Origin of the sequence: Streptomyces abyssomicinicus (genome assembly GCF_008974245.1) — a bacterium.
In the GTDB taxonomy this organism is placed as follows: domain Bacteria; phylum Actinomycetota; class Actinomycetes; order Streptomycetales; family Streptomycetaceae; genus Streptomyces; species Streptomyces abyssomicinicus.
Genome location: NZ_BBZI01000014.1, coordinates 219,526 through 244,775, shown reverse-complemented (window position 1 = coordinate 244,775; position 25,250 = coordinate 219,526). Strand labels below are relative to the sequence as shown.

Annotated in this window: 25 protein-coding genes; 14 read left to right on the top strand and 11 right to left on the bottom strand. The window is 73.9% G+C overall.

The genetic code is table 11. From position 1 onward, the window contains the following. The first annotated feature begins 27 nt into the window (after positions 1-27). From GBN72_RS31555 to GBN72_RS31510, 12 genes are all read left to right on the top strand, one after another. A complete protein-coding gene (locus GBN72_RS31555; RefSeq protein ID WP_164540990.1) occupies positions 28-1,143 on the top strand; it encodes a winged helix DNA-binding domain-containing protein in 1,116 nt (371 codons plus the stop codon). A 327-nt stretch (positions 1,144-1,470) separates the two neighbouring features. Continuing rightward, positions 1,471-1,629, top strand: a complete 159-nt coding sequence (locus GBN72_RS34395) for a hypothetical protein (protein WP_164540988.1) — start codon at positions 1,471-1,473, stop codon at positions 1,627-1,629. A gap of 116 nt (positions 1,630-1,745) precedes the next feature. After that, the gene (locus GBN72_RS34390) at positions 1,746-2,921 is read left to right on the top strand and encodes a spermidine synthase (protein ID WP_164540986.1); all 1,176 of its coding nucleotides are present in this window, start codon (positions 1,746-1,748) and stop codon (positions 2,919-2,921) included. Beyond that, the gene (locus GBN72_RS31550) at positions 2,918-4,210 is read left to right on the top strand and encodes an MFS transporter (RefSeq protein WP_164540984.1); all 1,293 of its coding nucleotides are present in this window, start codon (positions 2,918-2,920) and stop codon (positions 4,208-4,210) included. The genes GBN72_RS34390 and GBN72_RS31550 overlap by 4 nt, the downstream gene beginning before the upstream one ends. After that, positions 4,182-4,805 carry a DUF6445 family protein gene (locus tag GBN72_RS34385; protein ID WP_164540982.1) on the top strand — a complete coding sequence of 208 codons (624 nt, stop codon included), beginning with the start codon at positions 4,182-4,184 and terminating at the stop codon, positions 4,803-4,805. Before GBN72_RS31550 ends, GBN72_RS34385 begins: the two co-directional genes overlap by 29 nt. Then, entirely contained in the window at positions 4,805-5,470 is a 666-nt protein-coding gene (locus GBN72_RS31540; RefSeq protein WP_151775385.1) for a DUF6445 family protein, read from the top strand. The genes GBN72_RS34385 and GBN72_RS31540 overlap by 1 nt, the downstream gene beginning before the upstream one ends. Continuing rightward, a complete protein-coding gene (locus tag GBN72_RS31535; RefSeq protein WP_151775384.1) occupies positions 5,467-6,153 on the top strand; it encodes a DUF6445 family protein in 687 nt (228 codons plus the stop codon). Before GBN72_RS31540 ends, GBN72_RS31535 begins: the two co-directional genes overlap by 4 nt. After that, the gene (locus tag GBN72_RS35700; RefSeq protein ID WP_246213027.1) at positions 6,146-6,826 is read left to right on the top strand and encodes a pentapeptide repeat-containing protein; all 681 of its coding nucleotides are present in this window, start codon (positions 6,146-6,148) and stop codon (positions 6,824-6,826) included. The genes GBN72_RS31535 and GBN72_RS35700 overlap by 8 nt, the downstream gene beginning before the upstream one ends. A gap of 13 nt (positions 6,827-6,839) precedes the next feature. Then, complete coding sequence (locus GBN72_RS31525) at positions 6,840-8,750, top strand: RiPP maturation radical SAM C-methyltransferase (protein WP_151775383.1); 1,911 nt, start codon at positions 6,840-6,842, stop codon at positions 8,748-8,750. Continuing rightward, positions 8,743-9,330: a DUF5825 family protein gene (locus GBN72_RS31520; RefSeq protein WP_151775382.1), complete on the top strand. Its 588-nt coding sequence runs from the start codon at positions 8,743-8,745 to the stop codon at positions 9,328-9,330. Before GBN72_RS31525 ends, GBN72_RS31520 begins: the two co-directional genes overlap by 8 nt. Before the next feature lie 3 nt (positions 9,331-9,333). After that, positions 9,334-10,632: a M16 family metallopeptidase gene (locus GBN72_RS31515; protein WP_151775381.1), complete on the top strand. Its 1,299-nt coding sequence runs from the start codon at positions 9,334-9,336 to the stop codon at positions 10,630-10,632. Continuing rightward, the gene (locus tag GBN72_RS31510; protein ID WP_151775380.1) at positions 10,629-12,053 is read left to right on the top strand and encodes a M16 family metallopeptidase; all 1,425 of its coding nucleotides are present in this window, start codon (positions 10,629-10,631) and stop codon (positions 12,051-12,053) included. Before GBN72_RS31515 ends, GBN72_RS31510 begins: the two co-directional genes overlap by 4 nt. A 220-nt stretch (positions 12,054-12,273) precedes the next feature. Here GBN72_RS31510 and GBN72_RS31505 read toward each other — a convergent pair whose 3' ends face one another. Beyond that, a complete protein-coding gene (locus tag GBN72_RS31505; protein WP_151775379.1) occupies positions 12,274-13,104 on the bottom strand; it encodes a siderophore-interacting protein in 831 nt (276 codons plus the stop codon). A 197-nt stretch (positions 13,105-13,301) separates the two neighbouring features. Here GBN72_RS31505 and GBN72_RS31500 point away from each other — a divergent pair, with 197 nt between their 5' ends. Beyond that, the gene (locus GBN72_RS31500; RefSeq protein ID WP_151775378.1) at positions 13,302-14,006 is read left to right on the top strand and encodes a DUF2470 domain-containing protein; all 705 of its coding nucleotides are present in this window, start codon (positions 13,302-13,304) and stop codon (positions 14,004-14,006) included. A gap of 70 nt (positions 14,007-14,076) precedes the next feature. Here GBN72_RS31500 and paaE read toward each other — a convergent pair whose 3' ends face one another. From paaE to GBN72_RS31455, 9 genes are all read right to left on the bottom strand, one after another. Next, positions 14,077-15,195, bottom strand: coding sequence for a 1,2-phenylacetyl-CoA epoxidase subunit PaaE (gene paaE / locus GBN72_RS31495; RefSeq protein ID WP_174887237.1), 1,119 nt, complete (start codon positions 15,193-15,195; stop codon positions 14,077-14,079). Then, a complete protein-coding gene (gene paaD, locus GBN72_RS31490) occupies positions 15,195-15,716 on the bottom strand; it encodes a 1,2-phenylacetyl-CoA epoxidase subunit PaaD (protein WP_151775377.1) in 522 nt (173 codons plus the stop codon). The genes paaE and paaD overlap by 1 nt, the downstream gene beginning before the upstream one ends. Further along, a complete protein-coding gene (paaC, locus tag GBN72_RS31485) occupies positions 15,710-16,540 on the bottom strand; it encodes a 1,2-phenylacetyl-CoA epoxidase subunit PaaC (RefSeq protein WP_151775376.1) in 831 nt (276 codons plus the stop codon). The genes paaD and paaC overlap by 7 nt, the downstream gene beginning before the upstream one ends. A 10-nt stretch (positions 16,541-16,550) precedes the next feature. After that, complete coding sequence (gene paaB / locus GBN72_RS31480; protein ID WP_151775375.1) at positions 16,551-16,844, bottom strand: 1,2-phenylacetyl-CoA epoxidase subunit PaaB; 294 nt, start codon at positions 16,842-16,844, stop codon at positions 16,551-16,553. Beyond that, positions 16,841-17,827 (bottom strand): 1,2-phenylacetyl-CoA epoxidase subunit PaaA, encoded by a 987-nt coding sequence (gene paaA / locus GBN72_RS31475; protein WP_151775374.1) that lies wholly within the window; start codon positions 17,825-17,827, stop codon positions 16,841-16,843. The genes paaB and paaA overlap by 4 nt, the downstream gene beginning before the upstream one ends. Positions 17,828-18,678: 851 nt before the next feature. Further along, positions 18,679-19,617, bottom strand: a complete 939-nt coding sequence (locus GBN72_RS31470; RefSeq protein ID WP_151775373.1) for a 3-carboxyethylcatechol 2,3-dioxygenase — start codon at positions 19,615-19,617, stop codon at positions 18,679-18,681. Further along, entirely contained in the window at positions 19,614-21,323 is a 1,710-nt protein-coding gene (gene mhpA, locus GBN72_RS31465; protein WP_151775372.1) for a bifunctional 3-(3-hydroxy-phenyl)propionate/3-hydroxycinnamic acid hydroxylase MhpA, read from the bottom strand. The genes GBN72_RS31470 and mhpA overlap by 4 nt, the downstream gene beginning before the upstream one ends. 11 nt (positions 21,324-21,334) lie before the next feature. Beyond that, positions 21,335-22,198 carry an alpha/beta fold hydrolase gene (locus GBN72_RS31460; RefSeq protein WP_151775371.1) on the bottom strand — a complete coding sequence of 288 codons (864 nt, stop codon included), beginning with the start codon at positions 22,196-22,198 and terminating at the stop codon, positions 21,335-21,337. Positions 22,199-22,297: 99 nt separating this feature from the next. Continuing rightward, positions 22,298-22,978: an IclR family transcriptional regulator gene (locus GBN72_RS31455; protein ID WP_151775370.1), complete on the bottom strand. Its 681-nt coding sequence runs from the start codon at positions 22,976-22,978 to the stop codon at positions 22,298-22,300. A 108-nt stretch (positions 22,979-23,086) separates the two neighbouring features. Here GBN72_RS31455 and GBN72_RS31450 point away from each other — a divergent pair, with 108 nt between their 5' ends. Beyond that, on the top strand, positions 23,087-24,502 hold the full coding sequence (locus GBN72_RS31450; protein WP_151775369.1) for an MFS transporter: 1,416 nt from the start codon (positions 23,087-23,089) through the stop codon (positions 24,500-24,502). A 73-nt stretch (positions 24,503-24,575) separates the two neighbouring features. Here the strand turns inward: GBN72_RS31450 and GBN72_RS31445 are convergent, their stop codons facing one another. After that, entirely contained in the window at positions 24,576-25,244 is a 669-nt protein-coding gene (locus GBN72_RS31445) for a potassium-transporting ATPase subunit C (RefSeq protein ID WP_151775368.1), read from the bottom strand. Positions 25,245-25,250: the final 6 nt, after the last annotated feature.

The window sequence follows — 25,250 nt, the reverse complement described above, 5'->3', positions numbered from 1 at the left end:
TACCCGACCCGACCGAGGAGCCGTCGCGTGAAGCTCACCCAGGAGCAGGTGCTCGCCTGGCGGCTGCGGAGGCAGAGCCTCGCGCCGCGGACCACGGCCTCGGTCGCGGAGATCGTCGGACGGCTCGCCGGGGTGCAGGCCCAGGTCGCGTCGTCGGCGGAGCTGGCGATCACCACCCGGCAGCGCCGCCCGGCGGCGGGAGCCGTGGAGAAGGCGCTGGACGGCGGGGAGGTCGTCAAGACCTGGGCCATGCGCGGCACGCTCCACCTGCTGACGCCCGGCCACCTGCCGGCGTACCTGTCGCTGATGGCGGCCGCGCGGACCTGGGAGAAGCCGTCCTGGCAGCGCGCCTTCGGAGTGACTCCGGCGCAGATGACGGCGCTGGGCGAGGCCGTGGACGAGGTGCTGGACGGCCGGACGATGACCCGCCAGGAGCTGACGGCCGCCCTGGTCGCCCGCGCCGGCTTCGCCGGTCTCGAGGAGCAGCTGACCTCGGGCTGGGGCGCGGTGCTCAAGCCGCTCGCCTGGACGGGGAAGCTCTGCCACGGGCCGGGCCGGGGGAACCGGATCACCTTCGCCTCCCCGCGCGGGCGGGTCCCGGGCTGGGCCGGCGTACCGGAACCGGAGGAGGCCGCCCGGACCGCCGTCCCCGCCTACCTGGGCGCCCACGGGCCGGCGACCCCGGAGGTCTTCGACGCCTGGCTGACCCGCGGCGCCTCCCGCAAGGCGGCGCTGCGCGGCTGGTTCGCCTCGCTGGGCGAGGAGCTGGCGCGGGTGGAGGTCGACGGCACGTCGTGCTGGGCGCGGGCGGAGGACCTGGACGCGCTGGCCGCCGCCAGGCCCTCGCGGGAGGTGCGGCTGCTGCCCGGCTTCGACCAGTACGTCCTGGGGGCCGGCACCTCCGACACCCGGATCGTGGGCGCGGAGCGCCGCAAGGCCGTGAGCCGCGCCTCCGGCTGGATCTCCCCGGTGGTCGTGCACCGGGGACGCGTGGTGGGCGTCTGGGAGTTCACGGACGACACGGTCGACGTCCAGTTGTTCGGCGAGTGCCCGCAGGCGCCCCGTGAGGCGCTGGAGGCGGAGGTGGCGCACCTGGCCGCGTGCACCGGCCGGGCGGCGGCGCTGTCGGTCCGCACAATCTGACCACGCGTCCCCAGGAACCGACCGCGCGCCTCTCCACGGCCGGACCGCGCACCCGTGCACGAAACGGACCTCTCGCCTCCGGCACACCGTGCCCACGGCGGCGGTCCTGGCGCGTCCCCCCGGACGCCCGGTCGATGACGCGCCGGTACCCCGGAAGTTAAGACTCCTGTTCCCCCTGTCAGGACTCTTGATCCTCCTGTGACCACTGGGACAGAATCGCCGCCAGCCGGCGACAGGCCCACAACCGCACCGCCGTGCGTGGCTGTTGACGTGCCGTCGATGCCGGACCAGCAGGGACGCATGTCCCGTTGCCCGATGGGAGAGCACATGGCTGAGCAGACGCAGCACGAGGAGCCCTTGTTCGAGGAGTTCGACCACGCGGTGTACGCCCGCTGTTCGAACAACAACATGCCGATGTTCGCGACCTTCGTCCCGCTCAGCGAGAACGAGCAGGCCGTGGTCGACGAGGCGCTCGCGCTCTCGTAACCCCGCCCGCTCACGCGACACGGGTCGCTTTCCGCTGGTGCGGGACGGAGGTCCCGCACCAGCGGTTCCCGGAACCCCGGAGCCGGCCCAGTGCCACGAACCGATCAAGGAGTGGGATGTACAGCACCACCCCCCTGCTGTTGAGCACCTCGGCGACGCTCCTCTCGGGCGACCGGGTCTTCGTGGGAAACCAGCCCGACGACTTCGCGATCGGCCCGCTGGCCGGTCCGGCGGACAGGATCTGTGTCCTGGGGCTCGGGTACGGGGGGTCGCTGCGGCCGCTGCGGGCGACGGCGCCCGGGAGCGCCATCACCGCCGTGGACCTCGACCCGGACATGGCGGGCGTCACCGGCGCGCTCTTCCGGCAGCACTTCCCCGCGGTGGGGTTCGACGCGGTGGTGGCCGACGCGGCCGCCTTCCTCGACGGGTCCGGCCGCTACGACCTCGTCGTCATCGACGTGTACGCGGGTGAGTCCTACCCCGCCTTCATCCTCCAGGAGCCGTTCTGGCAGCGGGTGCGGCGGGCTCTGGCTCCCGGCGGGACCGCCCTGCTCAACGCCTGGGGGCTGCCCGCCCATCTGGAACCGCTGCTCCCGCCCTCACCCCAGCACCGGCTGGCCTCCCTGCTGGCCCCGCTGTGGCCGGACGCCCGCTACCTGTCGTGCCGCCGCAACATGACGGTCGTCCTCCGGGACGCCTCCGACGCGGCGCCGCCACCCCAGGCCCCCTCCGCCTCCCCCTCCGCCTCCGCCGACGGGCTGACGCCCACGGACCAGGCCGTGCTGGCGCTGCAGCGGCTCCGGCTGGCGCACGCGGAGGAGTTCCGCGTGCCCGCCGGTTCCCCCGCGCCGACCGGCACGGAGGACGTCCCCGTCACCCCCGAGCAGCTGGACGCGGAGATGGCCCGGCGCTGGCCCGCCATGCTGGCCGAGGTCCGCACGCACGCCGAGGCGGTCGGCGTGGACACCTCCGTGATCGGGACGCGCGAGTTCTACACGCGCCCGGACGTGGCGGTGCCGGTCACCCTGGAACTCGCCCGGCGCGGCCGTCCGGCGGCCGCGCTGCTGCCCAACGTGGCCGCTTCGCTCACCTTCGCCGGGGACACCTCGCTCGGCTGGTTCGGGGAGTGGGTGGCGAACGAGGCGGAGTCGCTGGCCGCGGAGCACCCGGGATGGCTGGTGCGTACGGCGCTCCCGCAGGCGCTGTCCATGGCCGCCAACCCGCTGGTCCCGGCCTGGTCCTGGACGGATCCGCTGCTGAAGCGCGTCGCCTCGGTGACGGCGGGCTCATGAGCAGGGCGTCCACCGCCCCGAGGACGCCGCTGCCGTCGAGATTCTGGATCTTCTGGTCCTGTCTGACGGCCGGCAGCGCGGCGGACGGCATGACGCTGATCGCGTTGACCTGGGCGGCGTCCACCGTGACGGACAGCGCCCTGGCCATCTCCCTGGTCGCCATGGCGGAGCGTCTGCCCTGGCTGCTGTTCGCCCTCCCCATGGGGGCCGTCGTCGACCGTCTGCCCCGGATCGGGCTGATGGCGACGGCGGGGGCGGCGCGTGCCGTCGCCATGCTGGCGCTGGGAGGTCTGCTCCTGACGTCGGACGTCTCCATCGGTCTCCTGGCGGCCTTCGCCCTGTTCTTCGGGACGACCGAGGTCGCCTACGGCATCGCCGCCGACACCGCGGTCCCGCTGCTCGCACCGGGCGGTGTGGCCCAGGCCAACGGCCATGTCCGGGCCAGCCAGATCCTCTCCAACGACTTCGTCGGCCGTCCCCTCGGCGGGCTCCTCCTCAAGGCCGGACTGGCGGTGCCGTTCCTCGGCAACGCCCTGCTCAACGGCGCGTCGGCGGGGCTCCTCCTGGCGCTGCGCCGCCGGATGGAGGACCCGTCGCCGCCTTCCGCCCGGGACGGCTCGACGGGGGCGCAGGCGCTCGACGGTCTGCGCCTGGTCCGGCGCGATCCGCTGCTGCGTCTCCTGGCGGGCAGCGCGGCCGTGCTGAACACGTTGTACGCGGCGATGCTGGCGGGGCAGGTGCTCTTCGTCCGAGAATCCCTCGGCCTCGGTTCCCTCGGGTACGCCCTGCTGCTCTCGGCGGCGGCGGTGGGCGGCGTGGCCGGCAGCCAGTACGCGCGCCGCCTGCTGGACCGGCTGGGCGCCGCCCGCTCCCTTCTGACGGCCCTGCTGACCATGGCGGTGTGCTTCCTCGGCGTCGGGTTCCTGCCCACGGCGCCGGTGGTGGTCGTGCTCTACGCGACGGCCTCCGCGGCCGTGGCGTTCTGGAGCGTCAGCACCCTGACCCTCCGCCAGCTGGCCGTGGGGTCGCACGTGCTGGGCCGGGTCAACGCGACCTTCCGCATGGTGACGTTCGGGATGAGCGTGGTCGGCATGCTCCTCGGCGGCGTCCTCGTCGAGGCGGCCACCGGGCCGCTGGGCCCCGAGCAGGCCCTGCGGGTCCCCTACTGGCTGGCCGGCGCGCTCTACCTGCTGCTCCTCGTCTTCCTGAAGCCCCGGCTCACCGCGGCCGGTTCCGACGTACGAGAGGAAGGAGAACCCGATGGACAAGACACTCCAAGTGGTCGATGACTTCTACGCCGACCCGGACCGGGTGCGCGCCCTGGCCCTGGAGAAGGGCCGCTGGTCACCGCAGAAGACCGACGAGGGCCGGACCTACGACTCGGAGACCTACAACTCCTTCGCGGGGAGCGAGACCGCCGACGCGTTCGCGCGGATCCTCGGCATCCAGGTGCACCACGACCCGGCGCGCATGGGCTTCGGGGTGTTCGCCTTCACCGGGGAGAACGCCAACGCGCCGCTCACCACGCACTTCGACGACACCGACTGGGCCGGCATCGTCTATCTGACTCCCCCCGGCCGGTGCGAGGGAGGTCTCTCCTTCTTCCGCCACCGGGAGAGCGGGCTGACCGGTCCCCCGGACGAGGCGCGGGCGAAGGAGCTCGGCTACCGCGACCGCGACCACTGGATCGACGAGGTCTACTACCCCGACAAGGTCCGGCCCGACGCCTGGGAGGAGATCTCCCGGGTGAGCATGGTCTACAACCGCCTGGTCCTGCTCAGGGGCGGTTCGCAGTTCCACCGGGCCAGTTCCGGCTTCGGCGCCGACCCGTCCGACGGACGCCTGACCCAGCGTTTCTTCTTCGACGAAGTGAGGGCCTCGTGATGCGGAGCAGACTGATCGTCGTCGACGACTTCTACGCCGACCCGGACACGGTGCGCGCCGCCGCGCTGCGTTCGGACTTCCGGAGCGCGAGCCGCTACAACTACCCCGGCTGGCAGAGCAGCAAGGCCCTGAGCACGGACGCGCTCCAGCGCGCGATCGAGCGGATCGTCGGCTCGCCGGTCCACGTGGACGGGGAACGGCTCACCTGGGGCGGCTTCCGGGTGATCACCGAGGAGACCGGGCGCGGTACCAAGGTGCACGCCGACACCGCCGTCGACTGGGCGGGCATGGTCTACCTCACCCCCGGCGCGCCCCCCTCCGCCGGGACCGGCTTCTTCCGGCACCGGGAGACGGGCCTGTGCCGGCCGCCGTCGGACCGGGTGGCCCGCTCCCTCGGCTTCGCCGACGCCGACGCGTTCGAGGAGGGCGTCGCCCGGCGCGACATGGCGGACCTCGGCAAGTGGGAACTGCTCGACCGGGTGGCGCCGGTGTACAACCGTCTGGTCCTCTTCCGGGGGTGCGAGTTCTACCACGCGCCGCTCGGCGGTCTGGGCGACCGGCCGGCCAACGCCCGGATCACCCACAACTTCTTCTTCAACGAGGTGCGTCCCGTCCCGTCCGCGGTGCGCAGGATGCCCGCCCGGCAGGAGGCGGTGGCCCTGTGAGCACCCCCGGCGTCACCCGGGCCCTCGACGGTGAGCTGCTGATCGTCGACGGCTTCTACCAGGACCCCGACCGGGTCCGTGACATGGCCCTGGCCGCGGAGTACCGGGACTTCGGCGAGGTGGCGAACTTCCCGGGGCTGGAGAGCGTCAAGGCCTTCGCCTCGGAGGGGCACGCCCGCAGGCTCGCGGAGATCGTCGGGGGTCCGGTCCACCACGACCCGCGGCGGTGGGTCTTCGGCAAGTTCCGGGTGGCCACCCGGTCGGACAGCGGGCGCACCCGGGTGCACCTCGACTTCGTCGACTGGACGGCGGTGGTCTACCTCACCCCGCCCGAGCACGCCAGGGGCGGACTGAGCTTCTACCGCCACCTCCCCACGGGCCTGGACAGGGTGCCGTCGGACGGGACGCTGGAGGACTTCGGGTGCCGCACCAAGGAGGAGTTCGACCAGCGGTACGTGCTGCGCGACACCGGCCGGGAGGACCGGTGGGAGGTCATCCACCACGTGGACCTGGCCTACAACCGGTGCGTGATCTTCAAGGGCGGCCGCCTCTTCCACGGCATCACCGAACTGTTCGGTGACGCGCCCCGGGAAGGGCGGCTGACGCAGAACTTCTTCTTCATGGACGGGGAGGGCGGCCACGGCTCCCCGAAGAGCGGGGAAAGGACCCGGACCCATGCGTAGTCTTCTGGACCTGGTGCTGGCCGAGACCGGTGAGAGCGGCCCCGGCCCGTACTCCCTCGTTCCGCTGGACGGCCGGCTCCAGGGCGCCGGCGGCGCCGATCCCGTCCTGGCCTCCCCGTTCCCCGCCGCCGGCGTGACCCCGGCACGTACCGCGGCCGAGGTGGCGGGCGCCGGTCTGGGCATGCGGTGCCTGGCACTGGTCGTCCGGGAGGACGGCCTGCTGCGGACCGTGGCGGTGGTCGACGGGTGGCTCCTGCTCCGCGGCCACGGCGCCGGAACCGACCTGCGCGGCGCCGATCTGCGCGGCGCCGACCTGACGGGGGCCCGGCTGACCGGTGCCGACCTGACCGGCGCGGACCTCTCGGGCAGCCGGCTGGAGAGCGCCGACCTGGCCCGGGCGACGCTGCGTTCGTCGGACCTCTCGGGCGCCGTCCTGCGCAGGGCCAGTCTCTTCGGCGCGGACCTCACGGAGGCCGACCTGCGCCGCACCGACCTGCGTCACTCGGACCTCCGGGAGTGCGCCTGCGCCCGGGCGGCCTTCCGGGGCGCGGACCTGTGGTCCGCGTACGTGTGGGACGTGCCCTTCGACGAGGCGTTCACCGAGGGGGCGGACATCGAGCGCGCGGACTACCGGGGAACGCACCTGCCCAAGCCCGCGAACGCGCGCGTCTGAAGGGGGCCCGGAGATGACAACGGCTGAGTTCCTCGGCCTGCCCCACGTCTCCCCGCGGGGACGGCGGCGGCCCCTGCGGGTGGCGCTGGTGTGCATGCCCTGGGCGTCGCTCGACATGCCGTCGATGGCGATCAGCACGCTGGCGCCGGTGGCGCGCGCGCTGGACTTCGTCGAGACGGCCGACACCTTCTACGCCAACATCCGGTGGGCCGACCACGTCCACGAGCACACCGGGGGCCGCATCGGCAGCGAGGACTACCGGCGCATCGTCGACGGCTACTACGTGGCGACCGGGGAGTGGGTCTTCTCCCCCGCCCTGTACGGATTCGAGGAGCCGCTGGACTCGCCGTTCCACGCGGCGGCGACCGGCAGCGGCGCGGACCTGACGGCCGCCGCGGAGATGTACCGGCTCAGCTCCGGGTTCGTCGGCCGGCTCGCCGACGAACTGGTCGCCGGCGGGTACGACGTCGTCGGCATGACCAGCACCTTCGACCAGAACATGCCCAGCCTGGCCCTGGCGCGCGCCCTGAAGGAGCGCTCCCTGCGGGTCGTCACCGTCATGGGCGGAGCCAACTGCGACGACGTCCAGGGCGCGGCGCTGCACCGGAACTTCGCGTGCCTGGACTACGTGGTCAGGGGTGAGGGCGAACTCGTCCTCCCCCGCCTGCTGGACCTCCTGTCGCGGTCGGACCCGGACGGCTCCCCGCCCGCCGCGGACCTCGCCGCCGTGCCGGGCCTGTGCTGGCGCGACCCCGACGAGAAGTCGGCCGTCAACGAGCAGCCGCGGGCCGTCGTGCCGATGGACTCCGTCCCCGAGGCCGACCTGAGCGGCTACTTCGACACGTTCCGGGCCGCCCGCTCGGTGGCCGGCGTGGAGCCCAAGGTCCAGATCGAGGGCGGCCGGGGGTGCTGGTGGGGAGAGAAGCACCACTGCACGTTCTGCGGTCTCAACGGCTCCCTGATGGCGTTCCGCGCCAAGTCCTCCGACCGCGTGGTGCGGGAGATCGAGAACGCGGTCCGTGCCCACCACATGCTGGACGTCGTCTTCGCCGACAACATCATGGACATGGGCTACCTCCGCGATCTGCTGCCGCGGCTCGCGGAGAAGCCGTGGGACCTGCGGCTCTTCTTCGAGATCAAGTCGAACCTCGGCATCGGGCAGCTGAAGGTCCTGGCCGAGGCCGGCGTGGCACAGGTCCAGCCGGGCATCGAGAGCCTCAGCACCCACGTCCTGCGGCTGATGCGCAAGGGGGTGACCGGCTGGCAGAACGTGCGCCTGCTCCGCGACTGCCGCACCGTCGCCGTCTTCCCCGGCTGGAACTTCCTCTACGGGTTCCCCGGTGAGACGGAGGCCGACTACGAGGAGGTCGTCGAGCAGCTGCCGGGGCTGTGGCACCTCACGCCGCCGGAGGGCGTCTACCGCGCCGTCCTCACCAGGTTCAGCCCCTTCTTCGACGACCCCGGGCTCGGCCTGGAGAACCTGGGCCCCTCCGGCCTGCTCAAGAAGGTGTACAAGCTTCCCGCGGACGAGGTGGCCGACATCAGTTACGTCTTCGAGAGCCGGCCGGCGGGCATCTCCGAGTCCGTCGCCGAACGCCTGCGGGCCGCCGTGGACACCTGGCGCGCCAACCACCAGGGCCGCCGGCTCGTCGCCGTACCCGAGGGCGGCGCCCTGCGGATCGTGGACGAGCGCACCACGTCCGCCTCCGAGGAGCGGCTGGAGGACCCGCTGCTCGTGGCGGTCTTCCTCGCCACCCTCAAGGGCCGCTCGGCCTCCGGGGTCACCCGTGAGGTGACGGCTCAGGGCCACCGGACCACCGAGGAGCGGGTGACCGCGCTGCTCGAGGAATGGCGGGCCAGACGCTGGCTCTTCCACGAGGACGGCCGCTACGTCGCTCTGCCCACGGGACTCGGCCATGAGTGAATCCACCGTCCGGGCCGCCCGGCCGTCCGGCCGCTCCACGCTCCTCGTGCCGTACTCCCCCGAGGAGCCCTGCGACAGGGACGCCCTGGCCTCCATGGCCCGCTCCGGGATGCGCGGCCTGCTGGTCGGCCGTCCCGTCCGTCTCTCCACCACCACGGCGGCCGCCACCGCCCGCTTCCTGCACCTGCTCGTCGAGGCCGCGGGCGCGGGTCTGCGGGTGTACTGGGAGGGCGACGCCGGGGACCTTCCGCGGGCCTCGCTCCAGCACCTCGATCCGCCGCGACACGACGGGGTCCCGGCCTGGCCCGTCCCGCGGGAGCCCCTGCTCACCCACCGGCGCGGCCCCGGCTTCCTCCTCCTGGAGGACCTGCGCGATCCCGCCGTACCGCGCCGCTGGACCGTTCCCGACCACCCCTGGGGCAGGGTGCTGCGCGCGTACGCCACGCCCACCGCGCCGGACCCCGCAGACCGGGAGGCACTGGCCGTCCTCGAGGCGCAGCGCCTGGTCCTGCGGATCGGGGGCGAGGACGACGGCCTCTGCCTCGCGCTGCCGGTGCGGTTCGCCTATGCGAGGTCCTGAGCGATGCGCCGGAAGGACGCCCCGCACGGTGCCCTCGTCACCACCCGGCTGGCGAACGGCCTGACCGTCGTCGTCCAGCGCGACGCGCTCCTGCCGGATCCGCACGTCCACCTCCGTCACGACGTGGGCTCCCGGCACGAGCGTCCCGGTGAGCACGGGCTCGCCCACTTCCTCGAGCACCTCATGTTCCGCGGCACGCCGAGCCATCCGGACTTCCTGGGGACGCTCCGGCGGGCCGGCGCCCGGGACGTCAACGCCTCCACCAACCAGGACCGCACGGCGTTCACGATGACCGTCCCGGGTGAGGTGCTCCCCCGGGCGCTCGCGATGGAGGCGGACCGCACGGCGCACCTTCCCCTGGCCCTGGACCCGACGGCCCTCGAGGAGACCCTCGCCGTCGTCCGGCGGGAGGAGGAGGAGCGGTGCGGTCCGTCCGGCCGGACCGCCGAGCTGCTCTTCGCCGAGGCGTTCCCTCCCGGTCATCCCTACCGGCACCCGTCCATGGGCGACACCGGCCTGCTGGGCCGGCTCCTCCCCTCGCAGGTGGCCGGCTTCCACCGGAGCCACTACCGGCCCGACGGCGCCACCCTGGTGGTGCTCGGGGACATCTCGCCCGAGGCCGTGACCGACGTGGCGGCGGCGACCCTGGGCGCCCTCCCCCGGCACGCCGGGCCGCCGGACCCGCCGCCGCCGCCGGACCTGGCCGGCCGGCGCCCCGAAGGGGCCGTGCGCGGTCCCGCCCGCCCCCGGGGGGCACCGCCCCAGGTGCACGTCATGGCACACACGCCGCCGTACGGCACCGACGAGCACGCCGCCTTCGCGGCACTCGCCGCGGTGCTCGGGAAGGGCCGGGGCAGCCGCCTGTTCCGCGACGCCGTACGCGGCCGGGGCGTCGCCGTCCCCGCCACCGAGATGGTGACGGCGTGGGAACTCGAGTGGGGTGGTTCCGTGCTGTTCGGGACTGTCACCGCCACGGCCGGCACGAGCGGGGAACGGCTGCTGGCGGAGGTCCGGTCGGTCCTCGCCTCGGTCCGCGACGGCCTGGCCCCCGGTGAACTCGACCGTGCCCTGCGGCTGCTGCGCCGGGAGAGGTACGAGGCGCTCGACGATCCCACCACGCGGGCGGAGGCCTTCGCCGCCCAGGTCCGCCTCCGGGGGTGCCCGGGCCACGCCTACACGGCGGCGGACGCCCTCGCCTCGGTCACCGAGGACGACGTCGTGCGGGCCGCCGGGCTCTGCCTGCCCGGCGCGACGTTCCTGGTCCAGGAGGCGAGCGGGACGCGGGAGGCGGTGGCGGCGTGAGCGGGAGTGACGTGAGCGGCGGTGACGTGAGCGGCGGTGACGTGAGCGGGCGTGGCGTGAGCGGGGGTGGCGGCGGGAGCGTGCGGACGGTCCCCGTCCATCTGCCGGGCAGGCTCTCCGCGGCCGCCTGCGTCGTCCTCCACCACGGCACGGCGGGGGACCCGCAGGGGCAGGAGGACACCGCGCGCGCCTGGGTCACCCTGCTGCGCCGTGGCTCCGGCCACGCCGCCGACCAGAACCTCGAGGCCGGGCTGGAGCGGATCGGCACCACGTTCGCGGCCGACGCGGGTGCGGCGTCCACCCGTCTCGTCCTCAGCTCGACACCCGAACACCTCGCGGACGCGCTCGCCCTGCTCTCGCGGACCCTGACGTCCTTCACCCCCCGGAGCGAGGAGATCCTGCCCTTCCTCCACCGCTGGAACCGGGCGCTCGCCGCAGCCCGCGCGGCCCCCGGGGGCTCCGCGGGAGTGCTGCTGCGGCGGGCGCTCTTCCCCGGCGACCGCTCCTCGCAACGGGAGCCCCGGGAGGGCGCACCGGAGGCCGGCGTCGACGCCGACGCGGTCCTCGCCTTCCACCGCACCGTTCTCGGCGCGTCCCGCGACCTGGTGGTGGCCGCCGACCTGACCCGGGTCGACCTGGAGGCGCTGGTCCGCCGTCTGGCGCCGCCGTCGCCGGACGGGCCGGCGCGGACGTCGCCGCGGTCCGCCTCCGCTTCCGGTTCCCGATCCGGTGCTGTGGAGGCGGCGCGCGGCGCCGTCCCGGTGCGTCCGCTGACGCTCCGCCCGTCGACCGGGCGGAGCGCCGCCTGTGTGATCATGATCGGCCTGCGGGGGGAGAGCGGCGGCGACGCCGCCCCGCAGCTCGCGGTCGCGCGGGAGCTGCTGGCGGGATCGGCGTCGTCCCGGCTCGCCCGGACGCTGCGCGACGCCCACGGGCTGGCGTACGCGGTGCACTGCGACGTCCAGGACGACGGTGCGGCGTGCGCGCTGCGGCTCCGCTTCGAGGTCGCTCCGTCCCGCGCGCCCGAGGCCGTCGCCCTGGCGCTGGACGAGCTGTTCCGCCTGGCCGAACAGGAGGTGGAGGAAGAGGAGTTCGCGGAGGCGTGGCGGGTCTGCCGGCGCGAGGACGCGATGTCCGGCAGTCCCGCGGCGGTCGCGGCGGCCCGCCCGGTTCCGGCCCCGGGCCCGGCCGCGCCGGGGCAGGCCGCGCCGGGGCAGGCCGGTGTCACTCCGGCCGCCTACAGGAGGGCGATGGGGCGTCTGGTGCGGCCCGACCGGGTGGCCGTGGTGGTCGACGGGGCGCTCGACGGCGCGGACCGCGTGGCGCAGGCCGTCCTGGAGGCCGCGCCGGGGCGGGCCTGCGCGGACTCCCTGACCGCCTACGCCCGGCGCGTCACCGCCCACGCGCAGCTCGACACCTGACGCGCACTCACCGTCGCGGGACCGGCCGCGGACCTCGCGCGTCCAGATCGCGGAGCACCGGCGGGCCACAGGTGTACAGCCGTCGAGGCGCGTCACGCACCACGTGTGCCACGACCGACCCGGGCGACCCGGGCCGGTCGCCGCCGCCCGCCCACCCGCGGCGGGACGGTGCCCGACCGGCCGTCACGGACACCGCCACCGCCTCGGCGCGCCGATGCCGTCAGTGCCGTGCGCGCCAGTATCCGCAGAAGGTGACATGGGTCTTCGGAAGCCCGCCGGCCACCCAGTGCCGGCGGACGCCGGTGGCCAGCGCCTGTTCGCCGACGGCCCAGCAGTAGGCGGGCTCCTCCGGAAGGGGCAGCGCGCACGCGGCCTGCCGCGCGAGTGCGCCGACCGCCCCGGCCCCCCGGCCGTCTCCACCGACGCCCCCGCGGGGCAGCCAGGTCACCTCGACGCCCGCCGGGCCTCCGAGTTCCTGCCGGTCGGCCTCGTCGGGGATCTCCACGAGCGCGTGGCCGACGACGTCGCCGGGCAGCGAGGCGAGGGTGTTCACCAGGGCGGGCAGCCCCGTCTCGTCGGCGACCAGCAGGATCCGCCGCACCCCCTCGGGGAGCCGGAAGGTGGTCCCCTCGTCGAGCAGGCCGACGGGGTCGCCCTCCTCGCAGGTCCGCGCCCAGGTCGAGGCCGGTCCGGCGGTGCCGTCCTCCGGGGAGCCGTGCAGGACGACGTCGACGTCCAGTTCGGGGCCGCCGGGACCGTCGGGGCGGAAGGCGCGCACGCTGTAGTTGCGGATCACCGGGCGGGTGGCCGACGAGACCGTGAGGAACCGGAGGTAGGAGAGCGTGTCGAGCTTCTTCGGCGCGGCCTCCAGGGTCCCGCCGGCGACCGGGAGTACGAGGCGGAACCACTGGTCGTAGCCCATCGGCACGAAGCGTGCGATGTCGCCGCCGCCGAGCGTGACGCGGGCGAAGTTCGGGGAGATCCGCGCGCGGCGCAGCACATGGAGCGTCAGCAGTTCGCCCGTCGCGGGCTCGGTCCTGGTGGTTCTCATGTTGGTGCGCGCCATGCGGACCGCCTCGGTGGTGTGGTGCCCCGGCAGGCGCGGGGCGAGTGGCCACGATAGTAAGGGAAGGCTCACCTAAGTTCCATTGTCAGGGAACGGCCGGTCGCCACCCCGGCGCACCCCACGATGGGTTAGGTTAGGCATACCTAAGTCAGAGTTGTGTTCCGCGACGACCTGGAGCCCCCATGCGCCTGCGCACTGCCCACGCCACACGGCCGACGCCCGCCGAGCGGACGCGGTCGGTCATCACGGCCGCCCACTCCATGACCGTGGTGGTCGACGGCCGGCGCCACGACGTCCACAGTCTCGACGGAACCGCGGCCATGCGCCGCATCCACCTCCACGCGCCCACCGCGGAGTTCGGCGACGGGGACCGCGCACCCCGCGTCCCGGTCCGCGTGGAGCTGACCGACATCGCCCCCACGCCCGTGCGCGACCGGCTGCGCGCCCGGGTGACGCTCACCGGGCTGATGGCGGACCCCTTCGACCCGGACTCCACCGCGAGCACCTGCATGCGGCTCGACCAGGCCGTCCACGAGAGCGCCGGGGCCCGCACCTTCGTCCCGTGGAGTCAGCTGGAGGCGGCCGAGCCCGACCCCCTGGCCACCCGTGAGGCGTCCCTGCTGGGTCACCTCGTCGCCGCCCACTCCGACCTGGTCGCCCTGCTGCTGCGCCTCGTCGAGCCGGAGGCCAAGCGCGGCCTGGTACGGGCGCTGCCGGTGCTGATGGACCGTTACGGCATCACCCTGCGCCTCGAGCACGCGGCCGACCGGCGCGACGTACGGCTGCCGTTCCCCACCCCGGTCGGCCACGCGGACCAGGTCGGCGTCCAGATCCACGCCCTGCTGGCCGCGGGCCGCCGCGCCTCCCACTCCGGCACGACCGCCTGACCGCCTTCCCGGCCGCGCGGACCGCACCGGCCGCGGCCCACCACGTGCGGGGCCCAAGCCGGGCCACTCCTCAACTGTCGAAGTCGACCGTCAGCGCCTCGGAGACCGGGTAGGTCTGACAGGTCAGCACGTATCCGGCCTCGATCTCCGCCGTCTCGAGCGCGTAGTTGCGCCGCATGTCCGCCTCGCCGGCCGAGCACAGCGCACGGCAGGTGCCGCAGACCCCGCCCTTGCAGGCGAAGGGCAGGTCGGGGCGCACGCGTGACGCCGCGTCGAGCAGGGTCTGCGCGCGGGACAGCGGGGAGGTGGTGGTGCGGCCGTCAAGGACGACCGTGACCTGGCTGACCGGCCCGTCGGGGTGCGCCTCCTCCCGGTGGACCGGGGGCGCCGGCTCGTCGCCGGCGAAGAACAGCTCCTGGTGGACCCGGTCGCCGGGCACGCCCAGACCGGCCAGCACCCGCTGGGCGTCACGGACCATGCCGTGCGGGCCGCACAGCCACCAGTGGTCGGCCCCGGACACGTCGACCAGGCCGTCGACGAGCGCCGCCAGCCGGCCTGCGTCCAGCCGTCCGGTCAGCAGTTCCGCCTCGCGGGGCTCACGGGAGAGCACGTGGGCGAGCTGGAAGCGGTCGGGGTGGAGGTCCTTCAGGTCGGCCAGCTCGTCGGCGAACATCACCGATCCGGTCCGGCGGTTGCCGTAGAACAGGGTGACGCGGGAGCGGTCGTCGGCGGCGAGGACCGACTCCGCGATGGACAGCATCGGGGTGATGCCGGAGCCGGCCGCGATCAGGACGTGGTGGCCGGGCGCGGACAGGTCCGGCGTGAAGTGGCCGGTGGGGGCCATGACCTCGACGACGTCGCCGGGCCGGACCTCCTCGACCAGCCAGGAGGAGAAGAGCCCGCCGGGCACCGTCCGCACACCGATCCGGGGCGCCGCGCCCACCGGGGAGCAGATCGAGTAGGAGCGCCGCTCGTCGCGTCCGTCCACCTGGCGGCGGAGGGTGAGCGACTGGCCGGGAGCGAAGGCGAACTCCTCGGCCAGCTCGTCGGGGACGTCGAAGCTCACCGCGGCCGCGTCCTCGCAGAGCCGGTCCACGGCGGTCACCCGCAGGGAGTGGAAGGCCGGGCGCCGCCGTACGCGCCGCCCGGGGGCGGGGGCCGCGCCGACCGGGGCCATCAGGTCTGCCATCAGATCTCCTTGAGGTACTCGAACGGCTCGCGGCAGGCGAGGCAGCGCCACAGCGCCTTGCAGGACGTGGCGCCGAACCGGGAGCTCTCCTCGGTGTCCGCCGAGCCGCAGCGGGGGCATGCCACCCGGTGCCGGGTCGGCGACAGGCTGAGCGGCACCGGTCCGGGCGCCCGGCGCGGGGCCGGGCCGGGCGGGGCGATGCCGTGCTCGGCCAGCTTGCGGCGCCCCTCGGGGGTGATCCAGTCGGTGGTCCACGGCGGGTCCAGCACCGTGCGGACCTCGACCCGCGCGAAGCCGGCGTCCTTCAGCCGGGCGGCCACGCCGGCCCGCATCTCGGCCATCGCCGGGCAGCCGGAGTAGGTGGGGGTGAGGTCGGCGACGACGGTTCCGTCGTCGCCGACCTCGACCCCGCGCAGCACGCCGAGGTCGGCCAGGGTCAGCATGGGCAGTTCCGGGTCGGGCACCTGCTCGGCGACGCGCCGGGCCCGCCGGGTCTCCGGCGCCACGGCGCCGGTCACCACGTCGCCTCCGGGTGGGCGCGCGCCACCGACTGCAGTTCCTGCAGCAGCGGGGCGAGGTGTTCGGTGTGCCGGCCCTCGCGGCCCGGCCCGGCGGCGGCCGGGGCGGTCGCCGGGAGTTCCAGACCCGCCGCGTCGAGGACCTGCCGCAGGTCGGCGAGGACCTCCGCGCGGGCGTCGAACGCGCCGAAGAGCTCCTCCAGGTACGGCGCCACCTGCTCGATCCCGGCCCGCATCCGGCGGTGCGACTCCTCGGTGCCGTCGCCCAGCCTGACGACCCACTCGGCCGCGTACCGGCGGTGGTACGTCAGCTCCTTGACGCCCTTGGCTGCGACGGCCCGCAGCACCGGGTCGGGCGACGCGGTGAGGCCGTCGAGGTGGTGCAGCCGCCAGCTGGAGAGCACCAGCAGCCTCGCCATGCTGAACGCGAAGTCCCCGTTGGGCAGTTCGGCCAGGGTGACGTTGCGGAACTCGCCGGGGTCGCGGAAGTACGCGTAGGCGTCCTCGCCGCGCCCCGTGCCGTCGGTCCGGCCGCAGCGCGCGTACAGCAGACGGGCCTGCCCGAGCAGGTCGAGGCCGATGTTGGCGAGCGCCACCTCCTCCTCCAGTTCGGGGGCGCGGGTCGTCCACTCGGCCAGGCGCTGCGCGCCCACCAGCGCGTCGTCGCCGAGCGCGGCGCACAGCGCGGCGAGTTCGGCGGCGTCGACGTCCTCGGGGACCGTGGTGTCCACGCCGTGCAGCGGGTCCTCGAAGCCGGTGCCGTAGGCCCACCGGGTGTCGTCCTCGTGCCCCTCGGCGAGGGTCATGTAGAGGTGGTCGTCACTCATGACCCTGCTCCTAGATGTGCGGGACGTCGTCGGGGATGTCGTAGAAGGTGGGGTGCCGGTACACCTTGTCCGCGCTGGGCGCGAAGAAGGGGTCCTTCTCGTCGCGGGTGGAGGCGGCGATGTGCTCGGAGCGCACCACCCATATCGACACCCCCTCGTTGCGCCGCGTGTACAGGTCACGGGCGTGGGTGAGGGCCATCCGGTCGTCCGCCGCGTGCAGCGAGCCGACGTGGACGTGGTTCAGTCCGCGCTTGCCGCGCACGAACACCTCGTACAGGGGCCACCCCTGCTGCTTGCCGGTCATGCCGCCGTTCCCTTCTCCGTGCGGGCCGCCTGCCTGGCCGCGTGTGCGGCGGCCGCTTCCCTGACCCAGGCGCCCTCCTCGTGGGCGGTGCGCCGCCTTTCCACCCGTTGCGCGTTGCAGGGGCCGTCGCCCTTGATGACGCGCATCAGCTCCGACCAGTCGGGGGTGCCGAAGTCGTGACGGCCGCTCTCCTCGTTCCGGCGCAGCTCGGGGTCGGGGAGGGTGACGCCGAGCTTCTCGGCCTGCGGGACGGTCATGTCCACGAAGCGCCGGCGCAGTTCGTCGTTGCTGTGGCGTTTGATCTTCCACGCCATGGAGGCGGCCGAGTTGGGCGAGTTGTCGTCCGGCGGGCCGAACATCATCAGCGACGGCCACCACCAGCGGTTCACCGCGTCCTGGACCATCTCCCGCTGGGCGTCGGTGCCGCTCATCATCGTCATCAGGAGTTCGTAGCCCTGCCGCTGGTGGAAGGACTCCTCCTTGCAGATCCGCACCATGGCCCGCGCGTAGGGCCCGTAACTGCTGCGGCACAGCGGCACCTGGTTGCAGATCGCCGCGCCGTCGACGAACCAGCCGATGACGCCGACGTCGGCGAAGGTCGGCGTGGGGTAGTTGAAGATCGACGAGTACTTCTGGCGCCCCTCGATCAGCCGCTCGGTCAGGTCGGCGCGGTCGGCGCCGAGGGTCTCGGCCGCCGAGTACAGGTACAGGCCGTGACCGGCCTCGTCCTGGACCTTCGCGAACAGGATGGCCTTGCGGCGCAGCGACGGGGCGCGGGTGATCCACTCGCCCTCCGGCTGCATGCCGATGATCTCCGAGTGGGCGTGCTGGGCGATCTGCCGGATCAGCGTGGACCGGTAGCCGTCCGGCATCCAGTCCCGCGGCTCGATCCGCTGGTCGCGCGCGATCGTCGCGTCGAAGTGCTCCTGCAGCGGGGGAAGAGCGCCGGGCGCGGCCGACGCGGTGGCCTGTTGTGCCGTCATCCGTTTCACCAATCCCAACCGACCGTTCGTTCGGCCCATGATATGACGGGCTTCCGGGGCAGGGGCAAGTGTGCGATCCGGTCAATTTCGGCGGAGCGCGTACGACGGCGGGGCCGGCTCTGCGGGGAGCCGCCGAGGGGAGCCGCTGCCCGGACCGGCGGCTGGAGCGGGTGTACGGCGTGCGCACAGGGCCACAGCAGCGGATCGCCCGCTCGCCGGCCTGCCGGCCGGGCGCCCTGCCGCACCGGCCGGGGCCCCTCACCCGCGGCCACCCCACGGGGTGCTCGCGTCCCGGGCCCCTCACGCGGTCGGCCCGCACCGGGCGACGCCCGGTGCGGGCCCGAGGGGCCGGGGCCGGGGCGCGCGGCCACCGCACGTCCTCGGCCGCGCCGAGGCCCGGCGTCACTCGGGGGCCTGGACGCGACGCGCGGCCGACGGCCCTCGACCCGGCCCGGCGCCGGACCGGGCGGTGCCGGCACACCCACCGCCGGAACCCTGGCGGCGGGCGGGGCGACGGCGGGCGGTCCGGCAGGGCGACCTGCCGCACCGGCCGGGAACCGGTCGCCGACGGCGGACCCGTCGGGCGCCCGCCCGCCCCGAGCGCCCCGCACGGGCGCCGGCCGGGCACGGCGCCGGACCGGGCGGTGCCGTGGCCCCCGGGTCAGGCGGGCCGGTCGGCCGCGGTAGCGCCACGGGGGCCCCGGGCGCCTCATGCGCGGGGGGCCACACCCACCGTGGCGGGTGTGGCCCCGGGCGCCTCGTGCGCGCGACGGCGCGACGGGGCCGGGCGGGGAGATGCCGACCGCCCGCCTCCGGGACCCCGGTGGCGGGCGGTGGGTGACGGGCGGTGGTCAGAGGGTCTTCGCGGTCATCACTCCGAACCCGGCGATGTACTCCCGGATCGGCCGGTAGTACCGCGTGCCGACCTCGTACGGGCCGGCCGCGCCGAGCGCGCCGAACGCCGCCACCCAGGTGCGGACCTCGTGCGCGGAGTTCCCGGCGGCCTCCGCCATCTCCGCGGGGACCATCGCGTCGACGGGGCCGAGGTCTCCGGAGGCGAGGGTCTCCATGAGCGCCCGGTCCCACTCGGGGTTGAGGTCGCGGATCGGGGAGGTGCCGGCCGCGAACGCCTTGCCCGCGTCGATGACGCGCTGCTGGCGCGCGTCGCGGGCCGCGGCGGTGGGGTGGCGCCCGTCGAGCAGCAGCTTGCGCGCCTGCTCGTCGGCGGTGGCCCACTGCGGTACCGGCGGGTCGTGGGAGAGGCCGCCGGAGCCGATCACCAGGACGCGTTCGTCGAGGGTCGCCAGGAACGATCCGACCGCCTCACCCAGCAGGCGGACCCGGCGCATCGAGGTGAACGGCTTCGCCACGCCGTTGACGAAGACCGGGATGGTGGGCACGGTGGCGATGCCGCCGAAGAGGATCTCCAGCGGCTGGACCGCTCCGTGGTCGAGCTCCATCCGGCGGGAGATCGCCACGTCGACGTCGTGGTCGATCACGTGCTGGGCGAGCCGCTCGGACAGCTCGGTCGGGACGTCGAGCGGCCCTTCGGCGGTGCCGTAGTCGCCGACGCCGAGGGCTTCGTAGCCGATGCAGAACGGCGGCATCAGGTCGTAGAAGAAGCCGTTGTAGTGGTCGGGGGCGAACGCGACCACCAGGGTCGGGTCGTAGTCCCGGACGAAGGAACGGGCCTGCTCGAAGGCGGCGTCGACCTCGGCCTTGACCTCCGCCGGCGGATCGTTGAACTCCAGCAGGGGCGAGTGGGACATGGTGACGAGGGCGAGGCTCATGCGGGAACTCCTTCGGCGAGCGCGCCGGCCCGCTTGAGGGCGGCGAGCGCCGTGGACGTCTGCTGGGTCAGGCACGCGGCGGCCACGAAGCGGTCGGGACGCAGGACGACGGTGCCGCAGGCGCGCACGTCGAACCAGTTCTTGAGCGCGCCGGACGGGTCGCCGACCACGGTGACCGGCGCCGGCGAGCCGGCGAACCGCTTCCGCGCCCACTCCCGCTGGGTCTCCGGCACGAACGAGACCAGTCGGATCCGGTGCCGCCGGACGAAATCGAGGTCCGCGGCGGTGAGGTGGGCCGTGGGGTCGCCGCCCCAGGACGCGAGGGTCCACCAGTCGCCGGTGACCTCGTCCAGCAGGACGTCCCGGGCCTCGTCGGTCGTGACGCGGGGCTGGATGAACTGGAGCCCCACGGGCGAGGCCGAGCCGGCCGAGTCGACGAACGGGAAGAGCTTCCCGTCCTTGAAGCTCGCCCGGGCCGTGCCGGGCGTCAGCGTCACCTGGTCGACGACCACGCCGGCGGCGTAGCGGGGCATCGGCTTGAAGCGCAGCTCGGTGAAGTAGGACTTCCACGTCGGCACGAGGTTGAGCGCCGAGGCCGTGCGGTCGCGCAGCCAGCCGCCGAGGGGCCGCATCTTCATCACGGTGCCGGCGGTCATGTTGACGTCGATCATGTCGGCGGCGTGCTTGCGGCGCTCCGTCGTGTACGTGTCGAGCAGGGCGTCGCCGGCGTCGCCGTTCAGGACCGCGGTGAGCTTCCAGGCGAGGTTGGTGGCGTCACGCACACCGGAGTTCCAGCCCTGGCCGAGCCACACCGGCATGAGGTGCGCGGCGTCCCCGGCCAGGAAGACGCGGCCCTTGCGGAAGGTGGCGGCGACCCGCCCGTGGTGGGTGAAGGTGCGCTGGTTGATGATCTTCAGCGCGGACGGGTCCGGGACGTGGCGCCTGAGCAGCGAGTCCATGAAGGCCCGGTCGTCGACCAGGTCCGTGGGCTCGTCGTCGTGGAGCATGAACTCCCAGCGGCGCACGCCCTGCGGCAGGCCGATGGACACGTAGGGGCGGCGGGGGTCCGCGCCCAGGTAGACCGACGGCGTGCCGATCGGGTCGTCGGCGACGTCCACCACGACCCACCGGGTCGACGGGGACTTGCCCTCGAACTCCACGCCCATCCACTTGCGGGTGAAGGAGCTGCCGCCCTCGCAGCCGACGGCGTACCGGCCCGTGACGGTGACGGTCTCCAGGACCGCGCCGTCGGCGTCGAGGCGCTCGGCGGTGACGGCGACGTGGTCGCCGCGGTCCTCCAGGCCGGTGACCCGGTGGCCGAAGCGCAGCTCGTGCCCGGCGAAGCGCCCGAGTCCGGCCGCCAGCTCCTTGTCGACGAGCGGCTGGATGAACCCGTGCTTGCGCGGGTGGCCGAACTCCTCGGTCGTGGGGTCGTTGGTGGCGAGCACCTGGCCGGTGCCGTTGACGAGCCGCACGACGTGGTGCGGGACGGTGAAGGGCTGGACCTGCTCCCACAGCCCGGCGGTGGTGAGGGTGCGGATGGCCTCGTCGTCGAGGCCGACGCCGCGCGGGTAGTCGATCAGCTCCTGCCGCGCCTCCAGGACGACGGCGCGGTGGCCGCGCACGCCGATGAGGTTGGCGAGGGTGAGCCCGACGGGTCCGGCTCCGATGACGACGACGTCGGTGTCAAGAGTGGGGGTGGACATGTGCGGCGGCCTCAGTTGTGCGAGAGGAAGTCCACGACGAGACGGTTGAACTCGTCGGCGTGCTCGATCATCGCCCAGTGCCCGCAGCGGTTGAGGAGCACGAGGCGGGAGTCGGGGATGTTGGCGGTCAGCCACAGGCTGACCTCGAAGTGCAGGACCCGGTCGTCCTTGCCGTGGATGATCAGGGCCGGCACCTGGATCTCCGGGATGCGGTCGCGGTCGACCCTGACCGGGATCGGCGCGCCGTGGGCGAGGCCCTCGACGTAGTTCGTCAGGTGCTCGGGGTGGGCCAGGGCGGCCCGCGAGCGGGCCTGGGTGAGCTCGGGCGTGGCGAACCGGGCCTTGTCGAAGGTCATGATCTCGACCAGCGCCGTCATGTTCTCCGGGCTGGGGTCGCGGTAGGCGCGGGCGATGACCTTCAGGCCCTCGCTGGGGCCGTCCCCGGCGGAGAACAGGTTCTTCACCGGACCGCGGCCCAGCGAGGCGCCCATGGTGACCAGGTGGCTGATGCGCTCGGGGTGCAGGGTGGCGAACCGGACCGCGGTGTGGGCGCCCATCGAGTTGCCGACCAGCGCCGCCTTCTCGATGCCGAGGGCGTCGAGGAAGGCGATCAGGTCGCTGTCGTGGTCCATGTCGACGGTCCTGACGGCGTCCGACTCGCCCCAGCCGGGCATGTCGGGGGCGAGGACGCGGAATCCGCCCCGGGCGACGGCCTCGATGTTCCCGGAGAAGTTCGACCAGCCGGTCGCCCCCGGCCCGGAGCCGTGCAGGAGCACGACCGGCGGCGCCGAGGCGTCACCGGCCTCGTAGTACCTCAGGTGCGTGCCCGACGGGAGGGTGATGTCGCGGGCCGCGGATTCCTGGGTCAGAGTCACAACGCCTCCTGTGCTCAATGTGCACGCCTTCACGCGTTATTTGCACGTCCTGGTGCGGCCATAGCACCACCGTCGGACCCGGAAGTCAATTTCCGGAGCTCAGGCGAGGCGTTCGGCCAGACGTGCCGATGCGGCGATCAGGGAGGCGGGCGCCTTCTGCGCGATCTCGGAGCGGTAGGTGATGAGATTCAGGCAGGCAGCGGGCAGTCCCGGCACCTCGACGGGCACGGCGACCCCGTGGGCGCCGGGCTCGACCTCCCCGAAGGTGGCGGCGTAGCCGCGCTCCCGCGCCCGGACGACGTCGGCCGCGTCCCCGGGAGCCGGCGGGCGGGCCGCCAGCAGGGCGACGCCCGCGGATCCCCGGCCGAGCGGGTGCCGGCTGCCGGTGCGGAAGGACAGCACCCAGCTCGCGGCCGGGGGCTCCATCACCAGGAGCGCCACGGCGTCGGCCCCCTCGGTCACCAGCAGCGAGATCGTGGCGCCCAGCTCGTCCGCGAGGTCGCGCATGACCGGCTCGGCCTCCGCCCGGAGGGTCGCGTGGATGCCACCGGCGAGCGCGGCCAGGCCGACGCCCGCCCGGTAACGGCCGTCGCCGCCACGCACCGCGAGGCGGAAGTCGGCCAGGGTGCTCAGCAGGCGGGAGGCGATCGAGCGGTGGACGTCGAGCCGCTCGGCGACCTCCTGGACCGTGAGCCCGTCACGTGCTGCGGTCACCAGCTCGAGCGCACGGAGGCCTCGGGCGAGGGTCTGGGCGCCGGCGGCGCGGGAGGTCTCAGCCATGCCCAGAGCCTAGAGGGCCCGCGGTCAACCCTTGACAGCGCGGCGGGGAAACACCAACCTTCCCTAAATGCACGAGGGAGTGCGTTATTTGCAAGCACGGGAGAGCTGATGGACCTCAGAGACGCGATCAGGAACAACGCCATGTCCCGCTACCAGTGGGTGGTCGTCTCGATCTGCATCCTGCTGACGATGGTCGACGGGTACGAGATCCTCATCACCTCGTACACGCTTCCGGCCCTGACCGAGCACTGGTCGCTGAGCACGGGGCAGCAGGGCCTGGTCGCCTCCCTCGGAACGCTCGGCATGGGTGTCGGCGCGGCGCTGCTGAGCCCGATCGCCGACCGGATCGGCCGCAGACGGCACATCGTCGGCTCGCTCGCGCTGATCGTGCTGGGCATGGTGCTCAGCGGCCTGGCGCCGTCCTTCGAGCTGTTCCTCGCCTTCCGCTTCTTCGCCGGGCTCTTCCTCGGCGCGATCGTGCCGAGTGTCAGCGTGCTGTGCGCGGAGTTCTCCAGCCGGCGCCGCCGTGGCGTCGTCATGGGCGTCTACGGCATCGGCCTGCCGCTCGGCGCGGCCGTCGGCGGTTTCCTCTCGGTGTGGCTGATCGACTCCTTCGGCTGGCGTGGCCCGTACTTCTTCGCCGCCGTGGTCACCACGCTGCTCCTCGCGCTCGCGGCCGCGGCACTGCCCGAGTCGGTCGGCCACCTGGTCGAGAAGCGCCCGGCCGGCGCGCTGCGTGACTACAACCGCATCGCCGCGAAGATCGGCGTCCCGGCCGCCGACGCGCTCCCCGCCGTCTCCGCGGCCGCCCGCAGGACGACGTTCGCGAGCGGCATGTGGCAGGGCGTCATGCTGCCGCGCACCCTCCTGCTGTGGGTGTCCTACGCCCTGGTGATCGGCGCCTTCTACTTCGCCAACGGCCTGACCGCGAAGCTGGTCACCCAGACCACCGGGGACCCCGACTTCGGCATCCGCGCCCAGGCGCTGGTCGCCGCCGGCGGCGTCGTCGGCGCCCTGCTCTTCGCCGCGGTCTCCCGCAAGATCCATCCGCGTCTGGTGACGGCTCTCATCGGTGTCGTCGGATTCGTGGTCTTCTTCGTCTTCGCCGCCTACTTCGACGACAGGACCGCGGTCCTCGTCCTCGCGGTCCTGATCGGTCTGGCGGTCAACGGCGGTGTCGCCGCGTACTACGCGATCAGCCCGTCGATCTACCCGCTCGCGATCCGCACCGCGGCCGTCGGCCTGATGATGGGCGTCGGCCGGATCGTCGCCTTCTTCGCGCCCAACATCGCGACCTACCTGGAGCAGCACGGCTTCACGCCCGAGGAGCTGTACCGCCTCTACGGCGTCGTCATGGTCGTCTCCGCCGTCACCGTCACGGCCCTGCACCTGACCTACCGGGGGCGCAACCGGGACGACGCCATGGACGCCGAGGACACCCAGGCCGGCGAGAACGCCGGGGACACCCGTGGCGAGGCGGTCACGGAGGCCGGTCCCGAGCGTCCCGCGGCACACGTCGGCTGACTCCCGCGCACCGCACCACGAGGGCCCGCGCCGATGTGCGCGGGCCCTCGTGGTGCGGTCACGGGTCAGTCGCTCACCGCTGCGCCGACAGCTCGCGCAGCGCGACGTTGAGTGCGAGGACGTTGACCCGCGGCTCGCCGAGGAACCCGAGGGTCCGTCCCTCGGTGTGGTCCTCGACCAGCCGCTCGACCCGGGCGACCGGCAGGCCGTTGCGCACGGCGACACGGCGGGTCTGGAGTTCCGCGTACGCCGGTGAGATGTGCGGGTCCAGGCCGGAGCCGGAGGAGGTGACCGCGTCCGCGGGCACGTCGGAGGGGTCGACCGCGTGGCCGGGTACGGAGTTGTCCTTCACCACCGCGGCCTTGGCGTCCTCCACCTGCCGCACCAGGTCCTCGTTCCCGGCCGACAGGTTGGTGGCGCCGGACAGCAGCAGCCGGTACTCGGTGTTGAGGGTGTTGGTTCCCAGGCCGTTGGCAGGGCGGCCCTGGAACCACCTGAGGTCGGGCTCGGGCGTCTCCTGGCCCTCCTCCGGCGGCAGCGTGTACGCCTGCCCGATCAGGGACGAGCCGACGACCCTGCCGTCCGCCTCGGTCTCGGAGCCGTTCGCCCGGCCGGGGAACAGTCCCTGGGCGACGCCGGTGACGGCCAGCGGGTAGACCACACCGGTCACCAGGGTGAGCGCCAGCAGGGCGCGCAGGCCCGCGCCGAACAGGCGGGCGCCGGTGGTCACGGAGTTCTTCATGGTGAT